19 protein-coding genes are annotated in these 17,300 nt (G+C 47.5%); 10 read left to right on the forward strand and 9 right to left on the reverse strand.

The genetic code is table 11. From position 1 onward, the window contains the following. Nucleotides 1-14: 14 nt before the first annotated feature. A complete protein-coding gene (locus tag QU605_RS10625) occupies nt 15-1,439 on the reverse strand; it encodes a PorP/SprF family type IX secretion system membrane protein (RefSeq protein ID WP_289725288.1) in 1,425 nt (474 codons plus the stop codon). Between the two features lie 94 nt (nt 1,440-1,533). Here QU605_RS10625 and QU605_RS10630 point away from each other — a divergent pair, with 94 nt between their 5' ends. Next, on the forward strand, nt 1,534-2,079 hold the full coding sequence (locus QU605_RS10630; RefSeq protein ID WP_289725289.1) for a SixA phosphatase family protein: 546 nt from the start codon (nt 1,534-1,536) through the stop codon (nt 2,077-2,079). Here the strand turns inward: QU605_RS10630 and QU605_RS10635 are convergent. Further along, complete coding sequence (locus QU605_RS10635; RefSeq protein WP_289725290.1) at nt 2,057-2,806, reverse strand: DUF6503 family protein; 750 nt, start codon at nt 2,804-2,806, stop codon at nt 2,057-2,059. The genes QU605_RS10630 and QU605_RS10635 overlap by 23 nt on opposite strands. Nucleotides 2,807-2,907: 101 nt before the next feature. On the opposite strand from QU605_RS10635, the gene smpB reads away from it, so the two are divergent. After that, a complete protein-coding gene (smpB, locus tag QU605_RS10640) occupies nt 2,908-3,369 on the forward strand; it encodes an SsrA-binding protein SmpB (RefSeq protein WP_289725291.1) in 462 nt (153 codons plus the stop codon). Nucleotides 3,370-3,377: 8 nt separating this feature from the next. Here the strand turns inward: smpB and QU605_RS10645 are convergent, their stop codons facing one another. Beyond that, nucleotides 3,378-4,019: a protein-L-isoaspartate(D-aspartate) O-methyltransferase gene (locus QU605_RS10645; RefSeq protein ID WP_289725292.1), complete on the reverse strand. Its 642-nt coding sequence runs from the start codon at nt 4,017-4,019 to the stop codon at nt 3,378-3,380. Between the two features lie 176 nt (nt 4,020-4,195). On the opposite strand from QU605_RS10645, the gene QU605_RS10650 reads away from it, so the two are divergent. The 8 genes from QU605_RS10650 (at nt 4,196) to QU605_RS10685 (ending at nt 11,395) form a co-directional block, all read left to right on the forward strand. Further along, nucleotides 4,196-5,176 (forward strand): Gfo/Idh/MocA family protein, encoded by a 981-nt coding sequence (locus QU605_RS10650; RefSeq protein WP_289725293.1) that lies wholly within the window; start codon nt 4,196-4,198, stop codon nt 5,174-5,176. Nucleotides 5,177-5,203: 27 nt separating this feature from the next. Continuing rightward, complete coding sequence (locus QU605_RS10655) at nt 5,204-6,091, forward strand: 3-hydroxyacyl-CoA dehydrogenase family protein (RefSeq protein WP_289725348.1); 888 nt, start codon at nt 5,204-5,206, stop codon at nt 6,089-6,091. Between the two features lie 3 nt (nt 6,092-6,094). Next, nucleotides 6,095-7,342, forward strand: coding sequence for a DUF1015 domain-containing protein (locus QU605_RS10660; protein ID WP_289725294.1), 1,248 nt, complete (start codon nt 6,095-6,097; stop codon nt 7,340-7,342). Then, nucleotides 7,339-7,998, forward strand: a complete 660-nt coding sequence (locus QU605_RS10665; RefSeq protein ID WP_289725295.1) for a YggS family pyridoxal phosphate-dependent enzyme — start codon at nt 7,339-7,341, stop codon at nt 7,996-7,998. The genes QU605_RS10660 and QU605_RS10665 overlap by 4 nt, the downstream gene beginning before the upstream one ends. 16 nt (nt 7,999-8,014) lie before the next feature. Continuing rightward, entirely contained in the window at nt 8,015-9,127 is a 1,113-nt protein-coding gene (locus QU605_RS10670) for an exonuclease domain-containing protein (protein ID WP_289725296.1), read from the forward strand. 81 nt (nt 9,128-9,208) lie between these two features. Further along, complete coding sequence (locus tag QU605_RS10675) at nt 9,209-9,985, forward strand: ion transporter (protein WP_289725349.1); 777 nt, start codon at nt 9,209-9,211, stop codon at nt 9,983-9,985. Next, on the forward strand, nt 9,985-10,905 hold the full coding sequence (gene miaA, locus QU605_RS10680) for a tRNA (adenosine(37)-N6)-dimethylallyltransferase MiaA (RefSeq protein ID WP_289725297.1): 921 nt from the start codon (nt 9,985-9,987) through the stop codon (nt 10,903-10,905). The genes QU605_RS10675 and miaA overlap by 1 nt, the downstream gene beginning before the upstream one ends. Continuing rightward, entirely contained in the window at nt 10,895-11,395 is a 501-nt protein-coding gene (locus QU605_RS10685) for a gluconokinase (RefSeq protein ID WP_289725298.1), read from the forward strand. The genes miaA and QU605_RS10685 overlap by 11 nt, the downstream gene beginning before the upstream one ends. Nucleotides 11,396-11,443: 48 nt before the next feature. Here the strand turns inward: QU605_RS10685 and QU605_RS10690 are convergent, their stop codons facing one another. Genes QU605_RS10690 through QU605_RS10715 form a run of 6 tightly spaced genes read right to left on the reverse strand, consistent with a single transcriptional unit; the run spans nt 11,444 to nt 17,250 of the window. Then, a complete protein-coding gene (locus tag QU605_RS10690; RefSeq protein ID WP_289725299.1) occupies nt 11,444-12,157 on the reverse strand; it encodes a response regulator transcription factor in 714 nt (237 codons plus the stop codon). A 6-nt stretch (nt 12,158-12,163) separates the two neighbouring features. After that, nucleotides 12,164-13,744, reverse strand: coding sequence for a sensor histidine kinase (locus QU605_RS10695; RefSeq protein ID WP_289725300.1), 1,581 nt, complete (start codon nt 13,742-13,744; stop codon nt 12,164-12,166). 55 nt (nt 13,745-13,799) lie between these two features. Beyond that, nucleotides 13,800-14,408, reverse strand: coding sequence for a dephospho-CoA kinase (gene coaE, locus QU605_RS10700; RefSeq protein ID WP_289725301.1), 609 nt, complete (start codon nt 14,406-14,408; stop codon nt 13,800-13,802). After that, complete coding sequence (locus tag QU605_RS10705; RefSeq protein ID WP_289725302.1) at nt 14,405-15,334, reverse strand: CdaR family protein; 930 nt, start codon at nt 15,332-15,334, stop codon at nt 14,405-14,407. Before QU605_RS10705 ends, coaE begins: the two co-directional genes overlap by 4 nt. Before the next feature lie 27 nt (nt 15,335-15,361). Next, the gene (locus QU605_RS10710) at nt 15,362-16,378 is read right to left on the reverse strand and encodes a glycosyltransferase family 2 protein (RefSeq protein WP_289725303.1); all 1,017 of its coding nucleotides are present in this window, start codon (nt 16,376-16,378) and stop codon (nt 15,362-15,364) included. Between the two features lie 59 nt (nt 16,379-16,437). Beyond that, on the reverse strand, nt 16,438-17,250 hold the full coding sequence (locus QU605_RS10715; RefSeq protein ID WP_289725304.1) for an enoyl-ACP reductase FabI: 813 nt from the start codon (nt 17,248-17,250) through the stop codon (nt 16,438-16,440). Nucleotides 17,251-17,300: the final 50 nt, after the last annotated feature.

The following is a 17,300-nucleotide window of genomic DNA, read 5'->3' on the forward strand; positions in this document are numbered from 1 at the left end:
ACGGTAACGGATCCTTATCGAATCCTGAAGATCCAAAGTGCATCCTTATAGCGACCGCCAAACTTGCTGTCACGTGCCTTACGCGCTTCCTGAATGCTATTATAGCGCTGCAGGTATACATAGTTGAATTTATTCGCACTCCGATAGAACGACTTGGGCTCCAGGCCGCGGTCAGCGAGTTCCTTCATAAACGCTTCATAATACTTTTTGGTCCCAAAGACATTGGTGATCAAGTAGAAGCCGGGCTCCAGGCCTTCTTCATCCACCTCCTGGTATTTTTCACCTTTTTCAGGGACAACCTCCTCATTGAGTGCCAGTGCTGCTTCCTCGGCTTTGGCAATGGAATCCCTTGTGCGCTGAAGGGCAAGCTCCTGATCCCTGGCAACGGCATCCAGCGAATCCCGTCTGCGGGCCGCCTCGGCTATGGCGCGCTCCTGAGCTTCGATTTCAGCCTCGAGTTCCGCCTGCTCAGCATCGGTCAAAGCCGCATCCTCCTCGGGCAGTTCCTCTTCGATTTCCTCCTGCAGGATGTCTGATTTCCTCGGACCAAAGGAGAATGCCATGACTACTTCGTAACTGGTATTCCCTCCAACCGGATTATCATTCGAACCAAATTCCATTAGCGCACCGATTGACACCATTTCAAATAGCCTCACCCCTGCTCCCAGGGATGCCCCGTAAAAACTATTATAACCAGCCTGGGCCCAGTAAGATGGGGCAGACCAAAGGGCAGTCAGCCCCATTTGGTTATCGTATCCGGGAACGCGTCTATAGTAAACAAGGGGTTCAAGGGTGGTCATGGTCCCAGACTTATTTTCCATAACCGGGAACGAGTATCGCGCCATCACACTAAAAACCTTCTCATCTGATTCCGTCACCGCGCCACTTTCGGTAAAGTTGTAATCCAGCATGTTCTCCGAAGTTACACCAATGGCAAACTCCCTGATCTGAAGTTCAATGCCAGGCATAACCTGAAAAACAAAATCATCCACTTCACCATCGATAGGAAGTATGGGTTCTCCCGGATCAAGTCTGTCGTCTATCAGTTCTTGTTGATACCCAAAAACATTGACCCCAAAGGCAAGACTAAAATCTCCCCCAAGTGGTAAGTTGTAGGCAAAATTCAGCATTCCTCCAGTCTGTTGAAACAAGCCTGTATTGTGCTGGATAAACCCCGCACCATAAGACATGCGTTCCTGGCTCCTCATGTAACTCAGGTACAAAGTTGTTGGGTCAGCATCGATACCCTGCCATTGCCAGCGCGACCACAATGCCACCTGATTTTCATAATCCTGGCGCAGGGAATACGTCGGGTTAAACAGGTTGGAGTTGAATTCCTGCAGGTTGTGTTGTCTGAAATCCGGGGGCAACTGAAGACTCTGGGTAAAAGCAGCTGTGCACATTGCGAAGAATAGCCCAATAATACCTTTCTTAACCATTAGCCCCGCATTGAATTAATGAAGATGAATATATTATATTTGTTAGCGCGTGCGCTTTTCGAGAGAGTCTCAAATGTACGGAAACCTACCAATTATGAAAATTTTTCCTTATCTATTTTTAGGAATTTGCCTGTTAACGTTTTGGGGTTGTAAGGATACCCCGGTCGAATCCAAAATCGAGGTCAGCCCGGTTGTTTCAACCTATTATCTTATCCGGCATGCGGAAAAGGACCGGACAGATCCCGAAAACAAGGATCCGGAGCTCAATCAACGGGGATTGGGAAGGGCGATGCACTGGGCCGAGATCTTCGACGATATCCCCCTGGACGCCATTTACTCCACGGATTATGCCCGAACTACCATGACTGCGGCGCCTTCAGCCGTAAAAAAAGATATTACGGTTTCGTACTACGATCCGGAAATGTTGGGGATAGAGAGCTTCAAGGCTGAGACCATGGGAAAAAATGTACTCATCGTAGGTCATAGCAACTCAACGCCTGCAATGGTCAACCGGTTAATTGGAGCGGAAACCTACGCTGCCATGGAAGACACGGATAACGGGAGCCTGTTCATCGTTACGCTAGTGGGAGAAACCCACTCCGTTGTGCGGTTGCATTTTAATTGTAATTGCCCGGAATAACCTCTACGTTTTCTAACTCCACAAGGGATAGCAATTCCAGGGCATCGCGGAGGTAAAGGGAATCCAGTTCTGCTACGGGCAAGGGGCCTTCGTATTTGTAATTTCTATAGTCCACAAAGCGCATCCCCCCGATCACTCGTTCGTTAAACGCCCTGCGAAAGCGCTTTCCACCGCCATTGGTATGGTATTCATACGCCAAAAATTCCGGCAAATACGTCCTGGCGTTGAACCAATAGACGAATACATCTTCGTAGTCCGTTCCTCCCCCCTCCTGATCGAAGGTGACCTGAACCTTGTAATATTCAGAATCCTCAAGGGTTACACGCCCCAGATAGGCCTTGTTTACCGCTGCGTCATTCAGGCCGTTTGGCAAATACGCAAAGTAGTGCACTGAATTTACAGCCTCCGCCAGTTTCTGACGGGTACTGTCCGCTAACACTTGAGGCACCCCGTCAATCTTTCTCTCAAAAGAAGCCCCGGCAAGCCGATCTTCAATAAGGGAAGAATCGGTCTGTGTTATCCGCATCAGCACCCGCTTACCGGATTCCCGGAAGGTGCGGTATTGGCGGTCCCGGAATGTAAACTGTATCACACTGGTGTGGTAGCGGTCTCCACCGGCAGCCTCAATGGCGCAATCTACGATCTGTTGGGCATCGGGAACGGTTTCTTTTCTCGACTGGCACGCAAAGGTCAGCAGTACGATTGGCAAAAGCAGGAATCTGTTCATTGCGAAAATAATTGAAATGCAAAGGTGCTATTTTCCTGTGAATTAAATCAGACCCACCTTTTTCAAAAAGCGTTCCCCCTATTTTGTGCTATTTTTGCCTTATGGAAAAGCGGATCAACATTAAGAACAGGCGTGCCCGGTTCGATTATGAATTTCTGGATACCTATGTAGCCGGCATTGTGCTTTCCGGTACGGAAATCAAATCGATTCGCCAGGGCAAGGCATCCATCACCGAGAGTTTCTGCGAATTCAATGAGCAGGGGGAACTCTTTGTGATCAATATGCAGGTTGAACTCTATTCCCACGGATCCCATTACAACCATCAGCCCAAAGCCTCCAGAAAACTATTGCTTCAGAAGCAGGAACTCAAAAAGCTTGAGAAGGCCGTAAAGACGAGTGGAAACACCATCATTCCCACAAACCTCTTTATCAATGAAAGGGGGCTTGCCAAAATGAAAATCGCCTTAGCACGGGGTAAGAAAGAATACGACAAGCGTGAGACCATTAAAGACCGGGATTCAAAACGACAACTGGATCGGGTCAAAAAAGCCTATAACAATTAAGCGAAAGCTTAGTTCTTATCTTCAAGCAAGGGAACAAAACGAAAGGTACCGCATTCCCGTCTCTCGAATTCCTTTTCTGAACTCCGCGTAATGAGCAACATCGTCTGACTGTCCTCCCCTACCGGAATGACGAGCCGGCCTCCGATCTTCAATTGGGAGAGGAGCGCCTTAGGAACTCTCGGAGCTCCTGCAGTTACAAGGATTCCGTCAAAAGGAGCTTCTTCCGGCATTCCCTTATAGCCATCTCCAAAGACAAAACGTTTCGGCCGATATCCCATTTTTTCAAAAAACAATTTCGTTTTCTTGAACAAACTGAGCTGTCGCTCCACGGTATAGACTTTAGCTTTTAAAAATAAAAGGACGGCAGTCTGGTAACCACTACCCGTTCCTATTTCCAAAACCTTATCCCCTGGCTTGATTTGCAGCAGTTCAGTCTGGTAAGCCACGGTATAGGGCTGTGATATGGTCTGATCCGCGGCAATGGGAAATGCCTTGTCCTGATAGGCGTGATGTTCAAAACCGCTATCCATAAAAAGGTGCCTCGGAATTGTGCGTATCGCCTCCAGTACATCAGCATTTTTAATGCCTTTGGAAGCAACCAAATCGGCGAGTTGGTTTCGTTTCCCTTTATGTTTTAGCGTATCCTTCAAGAATGCAAGGTTTGATGCGAATTTAGAAAATCCCGGGAACACTAAAAGGATTTTTTACGCTTTGACTGCCCCTCGGGACGGGTCCTGAATTTTATACACCCATAGTTGGCGGGAACTACGCCAATTCTGCGGGGAACTCATAAAGTATCATTATTTTTGAAAAAACAGGAAATCACATGTTGAAAGCAGGCGTTCTCGGGGCGGGTCATTTGGGCAAAATTCACCTGAGGTTGTTAAAAGAATCCTCCCGTTATGATTTAATCGGGTTTCACGACCCTGATATCATTCAGGGTAAGGCCGTATCCGAGGAATTCGGTATTCCTTACTATGAAAATATGAACGCGCTCATCGAGGCGGTCGACGTGGTCGATATTGTCACCCCCACCCTATCGCATTATGACTGCGCTAAAAAAGCCATCGGAAAAGGCAAGCATGTCTTTATTGAAAAACCGATTACACATACGCAGGAAGAAGCCAGGGAACTTATCGCACTATTACAGGCCAAAGGACTGAAGGGGCAGGTTGGCCATGTAGAGCGATTCAACCCCGCGTTTCAGGCTGTCAAACATCAGATTGCAGATCCGATGTTTATCGAAACCCATCGCCTAGCAGAATTCAACCCCAGAGGTACCGACGTACCCGTGGTACTGGACCTGATGATTCACGATATCGATATTATCCTGAGTGTGGTACAATCGGAAGTCGCAGATATTCAGGCAAGTGGGGTTTCAGTAATCAGTAATTCCCCGGATATAGCCAATGCCCGGATTGCCTTTAAAAATGGATGTGTAGCCAACCTCACGGCAAGCAGAATATCCCTTAAAAACATGCGGAAATCCCGATTCTTCCAACGCGATGCATACATTTCTGTAGATTTCCTGGAACGGAAGGTGGAGGTCGTAAAAATGAAAGATGCCCCGGAAGAACCAGGGGAATTTGATATGGTCTTGCAGAATGCAGAAGGAGCTAAAAAACAGATCTATTTCGAGAACCCGGAAATCGTTGCAAACAATCCGATCCTCGATGAACTCGAAGCCCTTGCCACTGCTATTGAAAAAGACGTCACCCCCCCGGTTCCACTGGAACAGGGTGCCCGTGCACTTGATGTGGCGCTGCGGATCATCCAGGCCTTTGAAACTTCAAAACTCAATGCATAACATTAGATAACTGTATACCAAATCATGATACAAAATATAGCTGTCATCGGCGCTGGTACTATGGGAAATGGAATTGCCCACGTATTTGCCCAAAATGGATTTAAGGTGCACCTTGTGGATATCTCTGAAAAAAGCCTTGAACGCGGCCTGAGCACCATCGAAAAGAATCTGGATCGGATGTTGAACAAGGGAATACTCAATTCCGACCAGGTTAAAGACACCCTTGATAATATAAAGACCTTTACAGATCTGGCCAAAGGAGTTGTGGAGGCAGATCTCGTAGTGGAGGCAGCCACGGAAGAGGTAACCCTGAAGAAGAAAATATTCCGGGAGTTGGACGCCCATTGTCCTGAACAAACGATTCTTGCCACCAATACCTCCTCGATTTCCATTACCGAGATCGGGGCAGTAACCAACCGGGCAGATAAAGTCATCGGCATGCATTTTATGAATCCGGTACCGATAATGAAACTCGTAGAGGTGATTCGGGGCTACAATACGAGCGACCGGGTGACCGAAGAAATCCTGGCCCTATCGGCCAAACTTGGGAAAATACCTACTGAGGTGAACGATTACCCCGGTTTTGTAGCCAACAGAATATTGATGCCCATGATCAACGAGGCTATTGAAAGCCTCTTTCACGGCGTGGCAGGGGTTGGTGAAATCGATACGGTGATGAAATTGGGAATGGGCCACCCCATGGGGCCACTCCAGCTCGCCGATTTTATCGGCCTGGACGTCTGCCTTTCCATTCTGGAAGTGCTCTATGATGGTTTTAAAAATCCCAAATACGCTCCATGCCCCCTGCTGGTTAAAATGGTAATGGCCGGGAAACTCGGGGTTAAATCGGGCGAAGGTTTCTACGATTACTCCGAATCCAGAAAAGCAGAGAAAATAGCTGCGCAATTCAGCTAATCCATGGCTGAGGTAATTCCTTTCCAGGCCACACGTCCTGCCCCTGATAAAGTGGCCCATGTGGTGTCGCGATCTTATGACGAGTACCGGCCCAAGGAACGCAAAGCGGTTATGGCCTATAATCCCTTTTCGTTTCTCCACATTATTGACCCGGGTTTTAAATTTCACAAAGAAGTACATGGGGCCCGGCGTTTTGCCATGGTACGCAATCGATACCTCGAATTCATGGAAGAGGGCATCCTGATGCGGGAAAAGACACCTTCTTATTATCTATACCGGACACAGCAAGATACTTATACCTCATGTGGAATTTTTTGCGCTACCGCCACAGATGATTATCGGAACGATGTAATACGCAAGCATGAGGAGACCCTTAGCTATAGGGAAACCCTCTTTGCCGACTATCTTCAGACTGTGAAATTCAATGCTGAACCCGTCCTGCTCACTTATCCTGACCAACCTCAGCTCGATTCCCTCTTCAGGGACATCATGAAGGAGACCCCTGAATATTTTTTCACCACAACAGACCAGGTGACACACCAATTGTGGGTTATTTCAGATCCGGATCGCATTGAGGGAATCCAGAAGGGCTTCGCCAAGGTGGAGACCTTGTATATCGCCGATGGGCATCACCGCAGCGCCTCCTCCGACCTTCTTGCCCGCAGAATGCAGCAGATATCAAATCCTGCTGCAACGGGCACCTACGGATACTTTATGAGTTACCTCATCCCGCAGTCCCAATTGAGAATCCGATCTTTTAGCCGGTTACTTTCGGGAGTGGGCCATCAGTACACGGATGACATTCTGATTGGCCTGGATCGGCACTTCAGGATTCACGAAAAAGGCACAATGCCTTTTGAGCCTTCACAAAAACACGAGTTTTCGATGTATTTGCGGGGTGAATTTTATGCTTTAAAGCTCAGGAAGCATTCCCATTCCTTTGCGGATCCTCTGAGTGCGCTGGATACCCAAATCCTGTATCAAACCGTCTTAAAACCACTTTTCGGGGTTCAGGATCTCAGGAAGGATTCCAGAATACATTATATCTGTGCGAGCCAGAACGCCATCAAGATGAAGAAATTGATCGATAAGGGAACCTTCGATATCGGTTTTGGGATGACTCCCGTAGACGTTGAAGAACTCAAGGCCATTTCAGATGCAGGGCTTAAAATGCCCCCTAAGAGCACCTTCATCGAACCCAAACTCCCCAGTGGGCTTACTATTTACGATTTCCAAAACCCGGACCTATGAGCATAAGCGAGAAACTACAGCAGATTGTAAAAACACTTCCTCCCGGGGTGACCCTGGTTGCTGTTTCCAAGACCAAAAGCGAAGATGATATCATGAAAGCCTACACGGCAGGTCAGCGCGTTTTCGGAGAAAATAAGGTCCAGGAATTGGTGGGAAAATGGGAAGTGCTGCCCAAAGATATCCAATGGCATATGATCGGGCATTTACAGCGAAATAAGGTGAAATATATTGCGGGATTTGTGACCTTAATCCACGGTGTTGACAGCCTTCGATTGCTCAGGGAGATAAATAAAAGAGCTGCCCAGGCTGACCGGATTCAGGATTGCCTGCTGCAGGTCCATATTGCCAGCGAATCCACAAAATTTGGTTTTGATCAGGCCGAAATCGCCGAGGCAATGGAGATCATCAAAGCAAAACAACTTCCTAACATACGGGTACGGGGCCTTATGGGAATGGCTACGTTCACGGAAGATCAGGCCCAGGTAAGGGGTGAATTCAGGTTTCTCAAGTCGCTGTTCGATGCGCTTGGAAAAGGAGATGAGACCTTTAATATCCTTTCCATGGGTATGAGCGGGGACTACCTTCTGGCAATTGAGGAGGGCAGTACCATGGTGCGTTTGGGAAGTAGTATCTTTGGGAGTCGAAATACCCCCTGAGGGGAAAAAGATTACTATGTACGCTATTCTGGATATAGAGACCACAGGTGGGAAGTACAACGAAGAAGCGATTACAGAAATCGCCATCCATCGTTTTGACGGAGACCAGGTCGTGGACACCTTTATCAGCCTGATCAATCCAGAGCGGGAAATTCAGCCCTATGTACAAAAGTTGACGGGAATATACCCGAAAATGGTTCGAACGGCTCCAAAATTTTATCAGGTGGCAAAGCGGATTGTGGAGATTACCGAAGGAACGGTCCTGGTAGCTCACAATGCGATGTTCGATTATCGGATACTGCGCACCGAATTTCGGAGGTTGGGATTCGATTTTCAACGGCAGACCCTTTGTACGGTAGCCCTTTCACAGCAGCTTATCCCGGAAGCAGAATCGCATAGCCTGGGTAAACTGGTCCGATCCCTTGGCATTCCGGTAAGCGACAGACACCGGGCCAATGGCGATGCCCTTGCCACATTAAAACTCTTCCAGGTCCTGATGAACCGGGATATTAAAAAGGGCATTCTCAGGGAGGTCATCCGGGCCGAAGAGCACGGGGAACTCTCTTCCCGACAGCTCAAACTCGTGGCCTCCGTACCGCGGGACATTGGAGTCTACTATCTCTTTAACAAGGAAGGGGCTTTGATTTATCTGGGGAACAGCAGGAATATGCAGGCTGCGGTGAACGCCCACTTTACAGGCGAACATCAACCCGGGCTGAGTCTGAGAAAGGAGACCCGGGAGGTTCAATTTGAACGTACGGGCAGTGAGCTGATGGCATTGCTGAAAACCCATATGGAACTGGTTACCAATCAGCCCGTCCACAACCAGCCCCTCAGATCTGCGGTAAAGCCGGAAAGGAATCAGATCCAGGTTAACGGCACCCCAATGTCGCTTGAGGGAAGGCAACTTTTGCTGGTGGATAAAGGGCGTAAAAACGGGGAGCGGTCGGCCATATGGCTGCAGGATAAAGAAGTGAAGGGGATTGGTTATTATGAATTAAACCACCAAATCAATAATATTCATATCTTAGAAAACCTTCTTACCCCTGTATCCGACTCCACAGGGGCACTGGATGTGGTGATCGATTTCCTGAATAAAAAACCGATCCTGAAGGCTATTGAACTCTAAGATCCTGATTTGAAAAACACCATAGTAAAGAAAGATTGGAGACATAAGCTTCACGAAATCATTTACGAGGCAGATACGCCTATGGGCAAAGGGTTCGATCTGATTCTCATATTTGTGATCCTCCTGAGTGTGGTGCTGGTCATGCTGGAAAGCGTTACGGAATTCGATCAAAAATACCACGATACCCTTTTCACAATGGAGTGGATCGTGACGATCTTTTTCACCATTGAGTACATCGCCAGGATTATATGTATCCGGAAACCTACCAGCTATATTTTCAGCTTTTACGGCATCATTGACTTTCTTTCGACCATTCCCCTCTACCTCTCCTATCTCGTTGCCGGCTCCCAGGTATTGCTGGCCGTAAGGGCTTTCAGGCTTTTGCGTATTTTTCGGATCCTCAAACTGGTCCAATATATTGGGGAAGCCTCTCAATTGGGCACTGCCCTGAAGGCCAGCCGGACGAAGATTGCCGTTTTTATCTACGTTGTGCTTATCCTTTCGGTGATCATGGGAACCCTGATGTACCTTATCGAAAGTCCGGAAGCGGGGTTCACAAGCATCCCCAGAAGCATTTACTGGACGATTGTTACCCTTACCACTGTGGGATATGGAGATATTGCGCCCCAGACTACCATGGGACAGTTTATCGCAACAGTGATCATGATCCTGGGGTATGGGATCATTGCCGTGCCAACCGGTATTGTTACGGTGGAATTTGCCAAGCATGGAAGCAAGGGGAAGAACGCAGAGGACAAAAATCTGGTCCATGTCAATACCCACTCCTGCTCATCGTGCGGGGTGGAAGGCCACAGAGATGACGCCACCCATTGTTTCAAATGCGGAGAGCTGCTCTGATGGACAAGTATTTGATCTCGATTTGCGGAGCTACCGGAATCGGTAAAACCCGGTGGGCCATACGCCTGGCACAACATTATAAAACAGAAATCCTCTCCGCGGATTCGAGACAGTTTTACCGCGAAATGCGCATTGGGACGGCAGTCCCCTCAGCCTCCGAATTAGAAGCCGTTCCCCATCATTTCATACAGCATAAATCCATTCTCGAAACCTATACTGTCGGGGATTTTCAAAGGGAAGCTCTGGAGCGTATTGCGGACCTTTTTCAAGTACATGACCACCTTATCCTGGCAGGTGGCAGCGGGCTCTATCTGGACGCCGTAACCAGGGGGCTGGATGAATTCCCGGAGGTGACTCCCGGTGTGAGGGAGGACCTTGAACGAAAATACCGCGAAGAGGGAATCAAGACCTTGCAGGACCTGCTCTATAAGGTCGACCCGGAATATCACAAAATCGTCGACTTACAAAACGTCAGAAGACTTGTTCGCGCCCTCGAAATTTGTATCTCCAGCGGAAAGCCTTATAGTTCTTTCCTGGGAAAACCAAAATCACCCCAGGGCTTCAAACATATTGCATTGGGTATCGATGCCCCACGAGAGGTGATCTATAGCAGAATCGACCAGAGGGTTGATCATATGATTGAACAGGGCCTCCTGGATGAAGTGATCGAATTACGCCAATATCGGGACCTGAACGCCATGCAAACCGTAGGATACCAGGAACTCTTTGCCTATCTGGACGGGGAGGTTGCTTTGGAGACCGCTATAGAGAACATCAAAAGAAATACGAGACGTTTTGCCAAACGACAGGGGACCTGGTTTCGCAGGGATCCGAATATTTTCTGGATTCCCTTTGATGCTCCTGCTGAGACCGGTATAGCACTTGTGGAAAATCACATAAGATCCCTCCATGGTCACTAAAGAAAGAATATATATAATCATGGGTGTTTCCGGCTGTGGAAAGTCTACCCTGGGCAGGGTGCTGGCCGAACGTCTGGAGCTCCCTTTTTTTGATGGCGATGATTTTCATCCCCCTGAGAATATTGAAAAAATGTCCGGCGGTTTACCCCTGGACGATTCGGATCGGGAGGGGTGGCTCAGCAGACTGAATGAGCTCTCCCTGCAGCACAAAAGCAAGGGGGCAGTAATTGCGTGTTCCGCACTTAAGGAGAGGTATCGCAAACGATTAGGGGCCGGTCTCGAAGGCAGTATCACCTGGGTATACCTGCATGGAAATTATCAAACAATACTGGAAAGAATCCGGGGCCGGGAATCTCATTTTATGCCATCCGCCCTGCTCAAATCCCAGTTTGAAACCCTTGAACCTCCGCAATACGGTTTACATATCCCGGTCAGTCTTCCGGTTGCAGCGGCAGTTTTAAAAATTCAGGAGTACGTAAAACAGCTCTGAAACGTTGATGCTCAGATGTACGTAGGTACATGGAGTGCTTTTTTTCCTTTAGGAATCAGTCGCCTTGACGACCAGGCGAAAGCCCTCCCCGTGAATATTCAGAATCTCCACGCTATCATCCCGCTTCAAATATTTCCTGAGCTTGGCAATGTAAACATCCATACTCCGGGAGGTGAAGTAATTATCATCCCTCCATATTTTGGTCAGGGCAAGCTCCCTGGGCATAAGGTCGTTTTCATGCAGGGCGAGCAATCGAAGTAGTTCATTCTCCTTTGGAGAAAGCTTATTGGGCTCCTCGTCTTTATATTTTAGGAAACGCAACTTTGAATTCAGATGAAAATTCCCGATCTGAAACTCAAACTGCTTGCTGTCCGCCAGGTTGTTGGATTCCTTGCGCAGAAGTAGTGCCTGTAGTTTGGCCAGGAGAACCTCAGAATCAAAAGGCTTATTCAGATAATCATCAGCCCCGGCTTTGTAGCCTTTAAGGACATCTTCCTTCATCGTTTTGGCAGTGAGGAAAACAATGGGGACGCTCTCATTCTTCTCACGAATCTCTCTGGCAAGGGTAAAGCCATCCTTATAGGGCATCATCACATCGAGGATACAAACATCGTAGTTATCCTTCTTGAATTTTTCAAAACCCTCCATCCCATTCTTTGCCAGAGTGACATCGAAATCATTCATCGACAAGTAGTCCTTGAGCACGATTCCAAAATTCGGATCGTCTTCTACCAATAATATTTTCTTATTTGCTACTTCCATAACTTGCTAAATTAATGGGAGTTTAATGTAAAAAGTGCTTCCTTTTCCTTTCTCACTTTCCACATAGACCTCTCCCTGATGGTCTTCAACTATTTTCTTGACATAGGCCAGTCCCAGCCCGTGTCCCTTTACGTTGTGAATATCTCCGGTATGCTCCCGGTAAAATTTTTCAAAGATGCGTTTGGTCACCGCCTTGGACATTCCCGCACCCTGATCCTGGATTCGGATGATCAGGTAGTTGTTGGCCACTTCGGTAAACACATCAATTTTTGGTGCTTCCGGGGAATATTTTACCGCATTGTCAAGCATATTGACAATCACATTCCCAAAATGTGTTTTGTTGGCCAACACATCGCATCTCTCGGCATTCAAATGCGATTTGACGTAGCCTCCTCTATTCTGAACAATCAATCCTATGTGCGCAATGGCCTCATTGATTATTTGATGCGCATCGACACGCTCTTTACTGATATCGAGTTGGTTCTTTTCCAACTTGGAAATCCTCAGTACGTTTTCAACCTGGGCGTGCATGCGTTTATTTTCATCCCGGATCATGTTTAAATACCGACCTACTTTCTCCGAATCACCCATGATTTTTGGATTCCTGATGGCTTCAACCGCAAGGTTTATAGTAGCTATCGGCGTTTTGAACTCATGGGTCATATTGTTGATGAAATCCGTTTTAATCTCTGAAATCTGCTTCTGACGGATTAATTGATAAATAGCACTGGCATAGGCGATCATGATAATTAGCGTAAATAGCAGGGATAAAACAGCCATTCCTACAATTGAGCGCACCAGGAAATCTTTTTTGTTGGGAAAGGAAATCAAAAGTGCAAAGTCCGTTTGGTCTTCGCTATCCCGGAACACCGGTGCCTTGTAATAACTATCCTTTTCGAGACTGAATTTCCTGGATTTTATCTTGGTCGGCAAGCCCCGGCTATAAACACCGTATTCATATTGAATGTCGAGGTTTCTGTTTTCGAGTTCCTGATTGAGCAGAAGTTCGATTTCCTCTCGTGTCACCCTTTCGTGTATCGGAACCCGATTGGCATAAACCCTGTAGACATCGTCAAACATTGCCTTTTCCATGGAGGAAATACCTCCGACTTTTTCCCATTTTTCGATAGGGCTCAACCGGTAGGCCTTCCCATCCAGACCGTACTCTTCTTTAAAGATGGTTTTTGTCCTCCGACTCGTAAAATTCTTTATCGTAGTCGTATCCGAGGAATTTGAATTGTCAAAGAACGTAGAAGCTATATCGTAATCTTCTTCCAGAATCCCGTGAGAATAGAATAGAATTTCATTGGAATTCAAATCGCGGTCGATGAAGAAGATATTGCTGAGTTGGGTGCTTTTGAGATCCCCCAGGCTATCCTTTAAATTAAGGAAGCGCTCGGAGTAATCCTTCATTTCACGCTCCTCGATTTTTTCGGCTACCCTGCTCAAGACTTCGGTCACCGTATTGGAGAACTGTTCCTCCTTATCTTCAACAGAACGCTTAATCCAATATAACTGCACCGCTATTATCCCGACAAGAGAAAGGCTCATTAGAACCACCAGCAGCACAAACAATCTCTTATTCATCGTTCAGGTAAAAATAAAAATTTAACATTTAGGGGGCGGTTGGTTTAACCTAACCTTAACAAAAGGATTCGTCCCCGGCCCCCGATAATTGGAGGAGTTCACGGTGTATGTCTTCAACTTGACGACGCGTATTTTCCAGGTTGGTGTTCTCGATGACGAAGTCCGCCAGGGGTATTTTATCGGAATCCTTCCATTGATTCTCCATTCGTTCCCGCACATCTGCTGCCTGAACGTCATCCCGTTCTACAACCCTTGCAATCCGCACTGATTCCGGCGCAGTAACCAGTATGGTACGGTCCAGATGCTTATTCCCTCTATTCTCCATGAGTATAGCGGCTTCCTGCAACACATACGGGGCTTTCTGAGCGGCACTCCACAAATTGAAATCCTCCCGGACAGCGGGATGAACCAGGGCATTCAGGGACGATAGAAGCTCAGGATCAGAAAAAACGCGGCCGGCGATCCATTGGCGATTCAGGCTGCCATCTTTATAAGCCTTTGTTCCCAATAGGGTTGTAATTGCTTCCCGGAGGTCCGTATCCCCATTCATTAAGTCTTTTGCCCGCCTGTCCGAATCGTATACCGGGGCACCCAGCTCCCTGAAAAAAGAAGCCACGGTACTCTTTCCACTACCGATCCCCCCGGTCAGGCCTACACGGATCATTCCCTTTTGGTGATAAATTCCACGGAAGTCTCAAGCAATTGCGTCTCGTGCACCCCCTCCGGTTTTACTGCCAGATTCAACATCAAACGACCCGTTCCCGAAGACGGGGAGCTATAGTCTGCCACAAGACGAAAATCATTTGGACTCAAAGATTTTAGGCCTTCGATACGTCCCTTACACAAGACCCCTACCATATCCGGAAATGTCTGAACCTTAAGGCTATCCGGAAGATTGATTACCTCTACAGGAACTTCGATCACCGCCTCTGAGAAACGCAGGACCTTTCCAGTGACCTGTATGCGGTTCTGGGAGAATTCGGTATTTGGGAATTGCTCCCCGGGATCCAGGGATAATTCACTTACAAAATCCTGCTTTATGCCACTGATTGGGAGGGGCTCGGTATAAATGACCTCTATGCTGTCGATTTCTGAAGGAGGGCCTAAAAGGTGTACCTGGGCCGGCTCCAGAACCAATGCTCCCTCGAGCATGTAATTCTGGGCAAAATCCAGCTCCCCGCCAATCTCCACGGGGACAGTCTTAGACCTGAGTTGTTGGAAATTCATAAAAAGCGTGTCGGAGGGAACCTGTAACAACCCGGTTCCCTGCCCAAGTTGTTCTTCTATCTGATCCCTGTAGGTTTGTGGACTGACAAAGTACCCTCTGTCGCCCTTTAGCGCTTCCCTGAGGTCAATATTGATTTCTTTGGGACTGAGCTGATACCGAAGTAACTGAAATCCGTTCGCCCGGATACGTACCGGGAGCTCTTCAGGGGGGGCATCGATCAGTAAAGTCCCCTCCGGCTGATGGGTATAGTTCAGTGCAAATGCCACCGTATGCGAGTACGTCTCAGAGAGACGGGTGATAAACCAGGCCGTTATGGAAAATAAAAGGAAAAAGAGAAAAACCCGAACTCTCCGTTGTTTCATGCCAGACTGGAAATTTTTAATCAAAACTCAGGGTTTAAAAAATAATTCAGGCATGAGCGCCTCAGGTTTCTTCTTACTAAAGGTAAGCAAGATGGTCGATTTAAGAAAACCCAATCCATATCCCAGATACTGCACGACCAGGGCCACTGGGGCTAAGATAGCTGCCCCCGGGTTTTTTGATTTCAGCCCTGCCCCTATTGCCACGAGCATCAGGTAAAATGCATACAGTCCCAGCAAGGACCACCCAAGGGGACTACGTATTAAAAAGGGAAGGCTCACCGCAAAGAGCAAACCCAGGAGAAAAAAGGTCGGGAACCAATAGGTAATCTGTGCCGAGCCGGGATGCCAACGATTGAGTATGGGCCTTGTGAGCCCGAATTTATGTACCTGTCTGAAAAATGATTTAAAATTGATCCTCCTTTTGTGATATACAGAAGCCCCGGGTATAAAACCGATCGAAAATCCCAGTTTTTTAAGCCTTAAGCTCAGGTCCGGGTCTTCTCCGGGATGAATATTCCCAAAACCGCCACTGGCCTCAAAAGCTTTCCTCGAAAGGCCCATATTAAAACTCCTGGGCTGGAATTTCTTTCGTGTAGCTTCCTTTCCCCGGATTCCCCCAGTGGTCAGAAAAGAAGTCATCGTAAAACTGATGGCCTGCTGCATGGCGTTAAACGACGGGTGGGCGTCATCGGCTCCACCGTAGCAATCCAGATAATTCTCGGAAAGAAACCCTGCTACCTGCTCCAGGTATTGAGGGGGTAAAATACAATCTGAATCTACCAGGATGCAGTAGGTACCCCGGGCGCGTTTCATTCCAAAATTTCTGGAATCTCCCGGGCCTGTATTGCGTTTTTTAAAGTAGGTGAGTTCCAAACGATCTGAAAAGTCACGAATGACTTCAGCTGAGGAAATACTGGAACCATCTTCTACTATGACAACTTCAAAAGGTTGTGAATAGGTCTGGGCCGAAAGACTTTCCAAAAGCTCTCTGATTTCCCCAGGCCTGTTATAGACAGGAACTACGAATGAAAAATAAATTTCCATGATCACCTATAAAAAAGCCATCCGCTAAGGGGATGGCCTTAAACCTTATTTATTATTTCCTATTCCGAAAATGAATCGATAATCTGCTGGCTCACTCCTGTGGATGAAAAACCGCCATCGTGAAAGAGGTTTTGCATCGTCACCTTTCGCGTCAGATCGGAAAACAGGGTTATCGAATAATCCGCGCATTCCGATGCCGTGGCATTCCCGAGAGGTGACATTTTTTCAGCGTAATTGATAAAAGCGTCAAAGCCTTTAACGCCCTTGCCGGCCGTTGTAGGCGTTGGTGATTGGGAAATGGTATTGACCCGCACCTTTTTCTCCGTTCCGAAGAAATACCCGAAGCTCCGGGCGATAGACTCAAGGTAGGCCTTATTATCGGCCATATCATTGTAATCCGGAAACGTCCTTTGAGCCGCCATATAGGTCAGCGCTAAAATACTCCCCCATTCGCTCATCGCATCTGCCTTATACAGGGTCTGCATCACCTTGTGGAAGGACAATGCCGAAACATCCCATCCTTTAGCGGTCCAGTCGTATTTCTGATCCGTGTATTCCCTGCCCTTCCTTACATTAACGGACATTCCTATGGAATGCAGTACAAAATCGATCTTTCCACCCAGGATTTCCATGGATTTGGAGACCAGCGCCTCAAGATCTGCTTCGTCTGTGGCATCTGCAGGAATTATTTCCGATCCTGTTTTTGCGGCGAGCTCATTGATCTTACCCATGCGCATGGCAATTGGCGCATTTGTTAAAACAAAAGTAGCACCCTCCTCGTGAGCGCGCTCGGCTGTTTTCCAGGCGATCGAGAGTTCGTCCAATGCTCCAAAAATAATACCTCTTTTTCCCTTCAGTAAGTTATGACCCATGCTGTTATTTTAAATTATAGACACCAAAGATATTAAAAAGAACATTCCAG

This window comes from Robiginitalea aurantiaca, assembly GCF_030380815.1.
GTDB lineage: Bacteria > Bacteroidota > Bacteroidia > Flavobacteriales > Flavobacteriaceae > Robiginitalea > Robiginitalea aurantiaca.

Bases quoted from the DNA above. Each gene is read 5' to 3' on its own strand.
- QU605_RS10665 (WP_289725295.1), top strand. From the start codon at position 7,339: ATGAGCATAAGCGAGAAACTACAGCAGATTGTAAAAACACTTCCTCCC.
- QU605_RS10625 (WP_289725288.1), bottom strand. From the start codon at position 1,439: ATGGTTAAGAAAGGTATTATTGGGCTATTCTTCGCAATGTGCACAGCT.
- QU605_RS10705 (WP_289725302.1), bottom strand. From the start codon at position 15,334: ATGAAACAACGGAGAGTTCGGGTTTTTCTCTTTTTCCTTTTATTTTCC.
- QU605_RS10715 (WP_289725304.1), bottom strand. From the start codon at position 17,250: ATGGGTCATAACTTACTGAAGGGAAAAAGAGGTATTATTTTTGGAGCA.
- smpB (WP_289725291.1), top strand. From the start codon at position 2,908: ATGGAAAAGCGGATCAACATTAAGAACAGGCGTGCCCGGTTCGATTAT.
- QU605_RS10630 (WP_289725289.1), top strand. From the start codon at position 1,534: ATGAAAATTTTTCCTTATCTATTTTTAGGAATTTGCCTGTTAACGTTT.
- QU605_RS10675 (WP_289725349.1), top strand. From the start codon at position 9,209: ATGGGCAAAGGGTTCGATCTGATTCTCATATTTGTGATCCTCCTGAGT.
- miaA (WP_289725297.1), top strand. From the start codon at position 9,985: ATGGACAAGTATTTGATCTCGATTTGCGGAGCTACCGGAATCGGTAAA.
- QU605_RS10710 (WP_289725303.1), bottom strand. From the start codon at position 16,378: ATGGAAATTTATTTTTCATTCGTAGTTCCTGTCTATAACAGGCCTGGG.
- QU605_RS10670 (WP_289725296.1), top strand. From the start codon at position 8,015: ATGTACGCTATTCTGGATATAGAGACCACAGGTGGGAAGTACAACGAA.
- QU605_RS10635 (WP_289725290.1), bottom strand. From the start codon at position 2,806: ATGAACAGATTCCTGCTTTTGCCAATCGTACTGCTGACCTTTGCGTGC.
- QU605_RS10690 (WP_289725299.1), bottom strand. From the start codon at position 12,157: ATGGAAGTAGCAAATAAGAAAATATTATTGGTAGAAGACGATCCGAAT.
- QU605_RS10660 (WP_289725294.1), top strand. From the start codon at position 6,095: ATGGCTGAGGTAATTCCTTTCCAGGCCACACGTCCTGCCCCTGATAAA.
- QU605_RS10685 (WP_289725298.1), top strand. From the start codon at position 10,895: ATGGTCACTAAAGAAAGAATATATATAATCATGGGTGTTTCCGGCTGT.
- coaE (WP_289725301.1), bottom strand. From the start codon at position 14,408: ATGATCCGTGTAGGCCTGACCGGGGGGATCGGTAGTGGAAAGAGTACC.
- QU605_RS10695 (WP_289725300.1), bottom strand. From the start codon at position 13,744: ATGAATAAGAGATTGTTTGTGCTGCTGGTGGTTCTAATGAGCCTTTCT.
- QU605_RS10650 (WP_289725293.1), top strand. From the start codon at position 4,196: ATGTTGAAAGCAGGCGTTCTCGGGGCGGGTCATTTGGGCAAAATTCAC.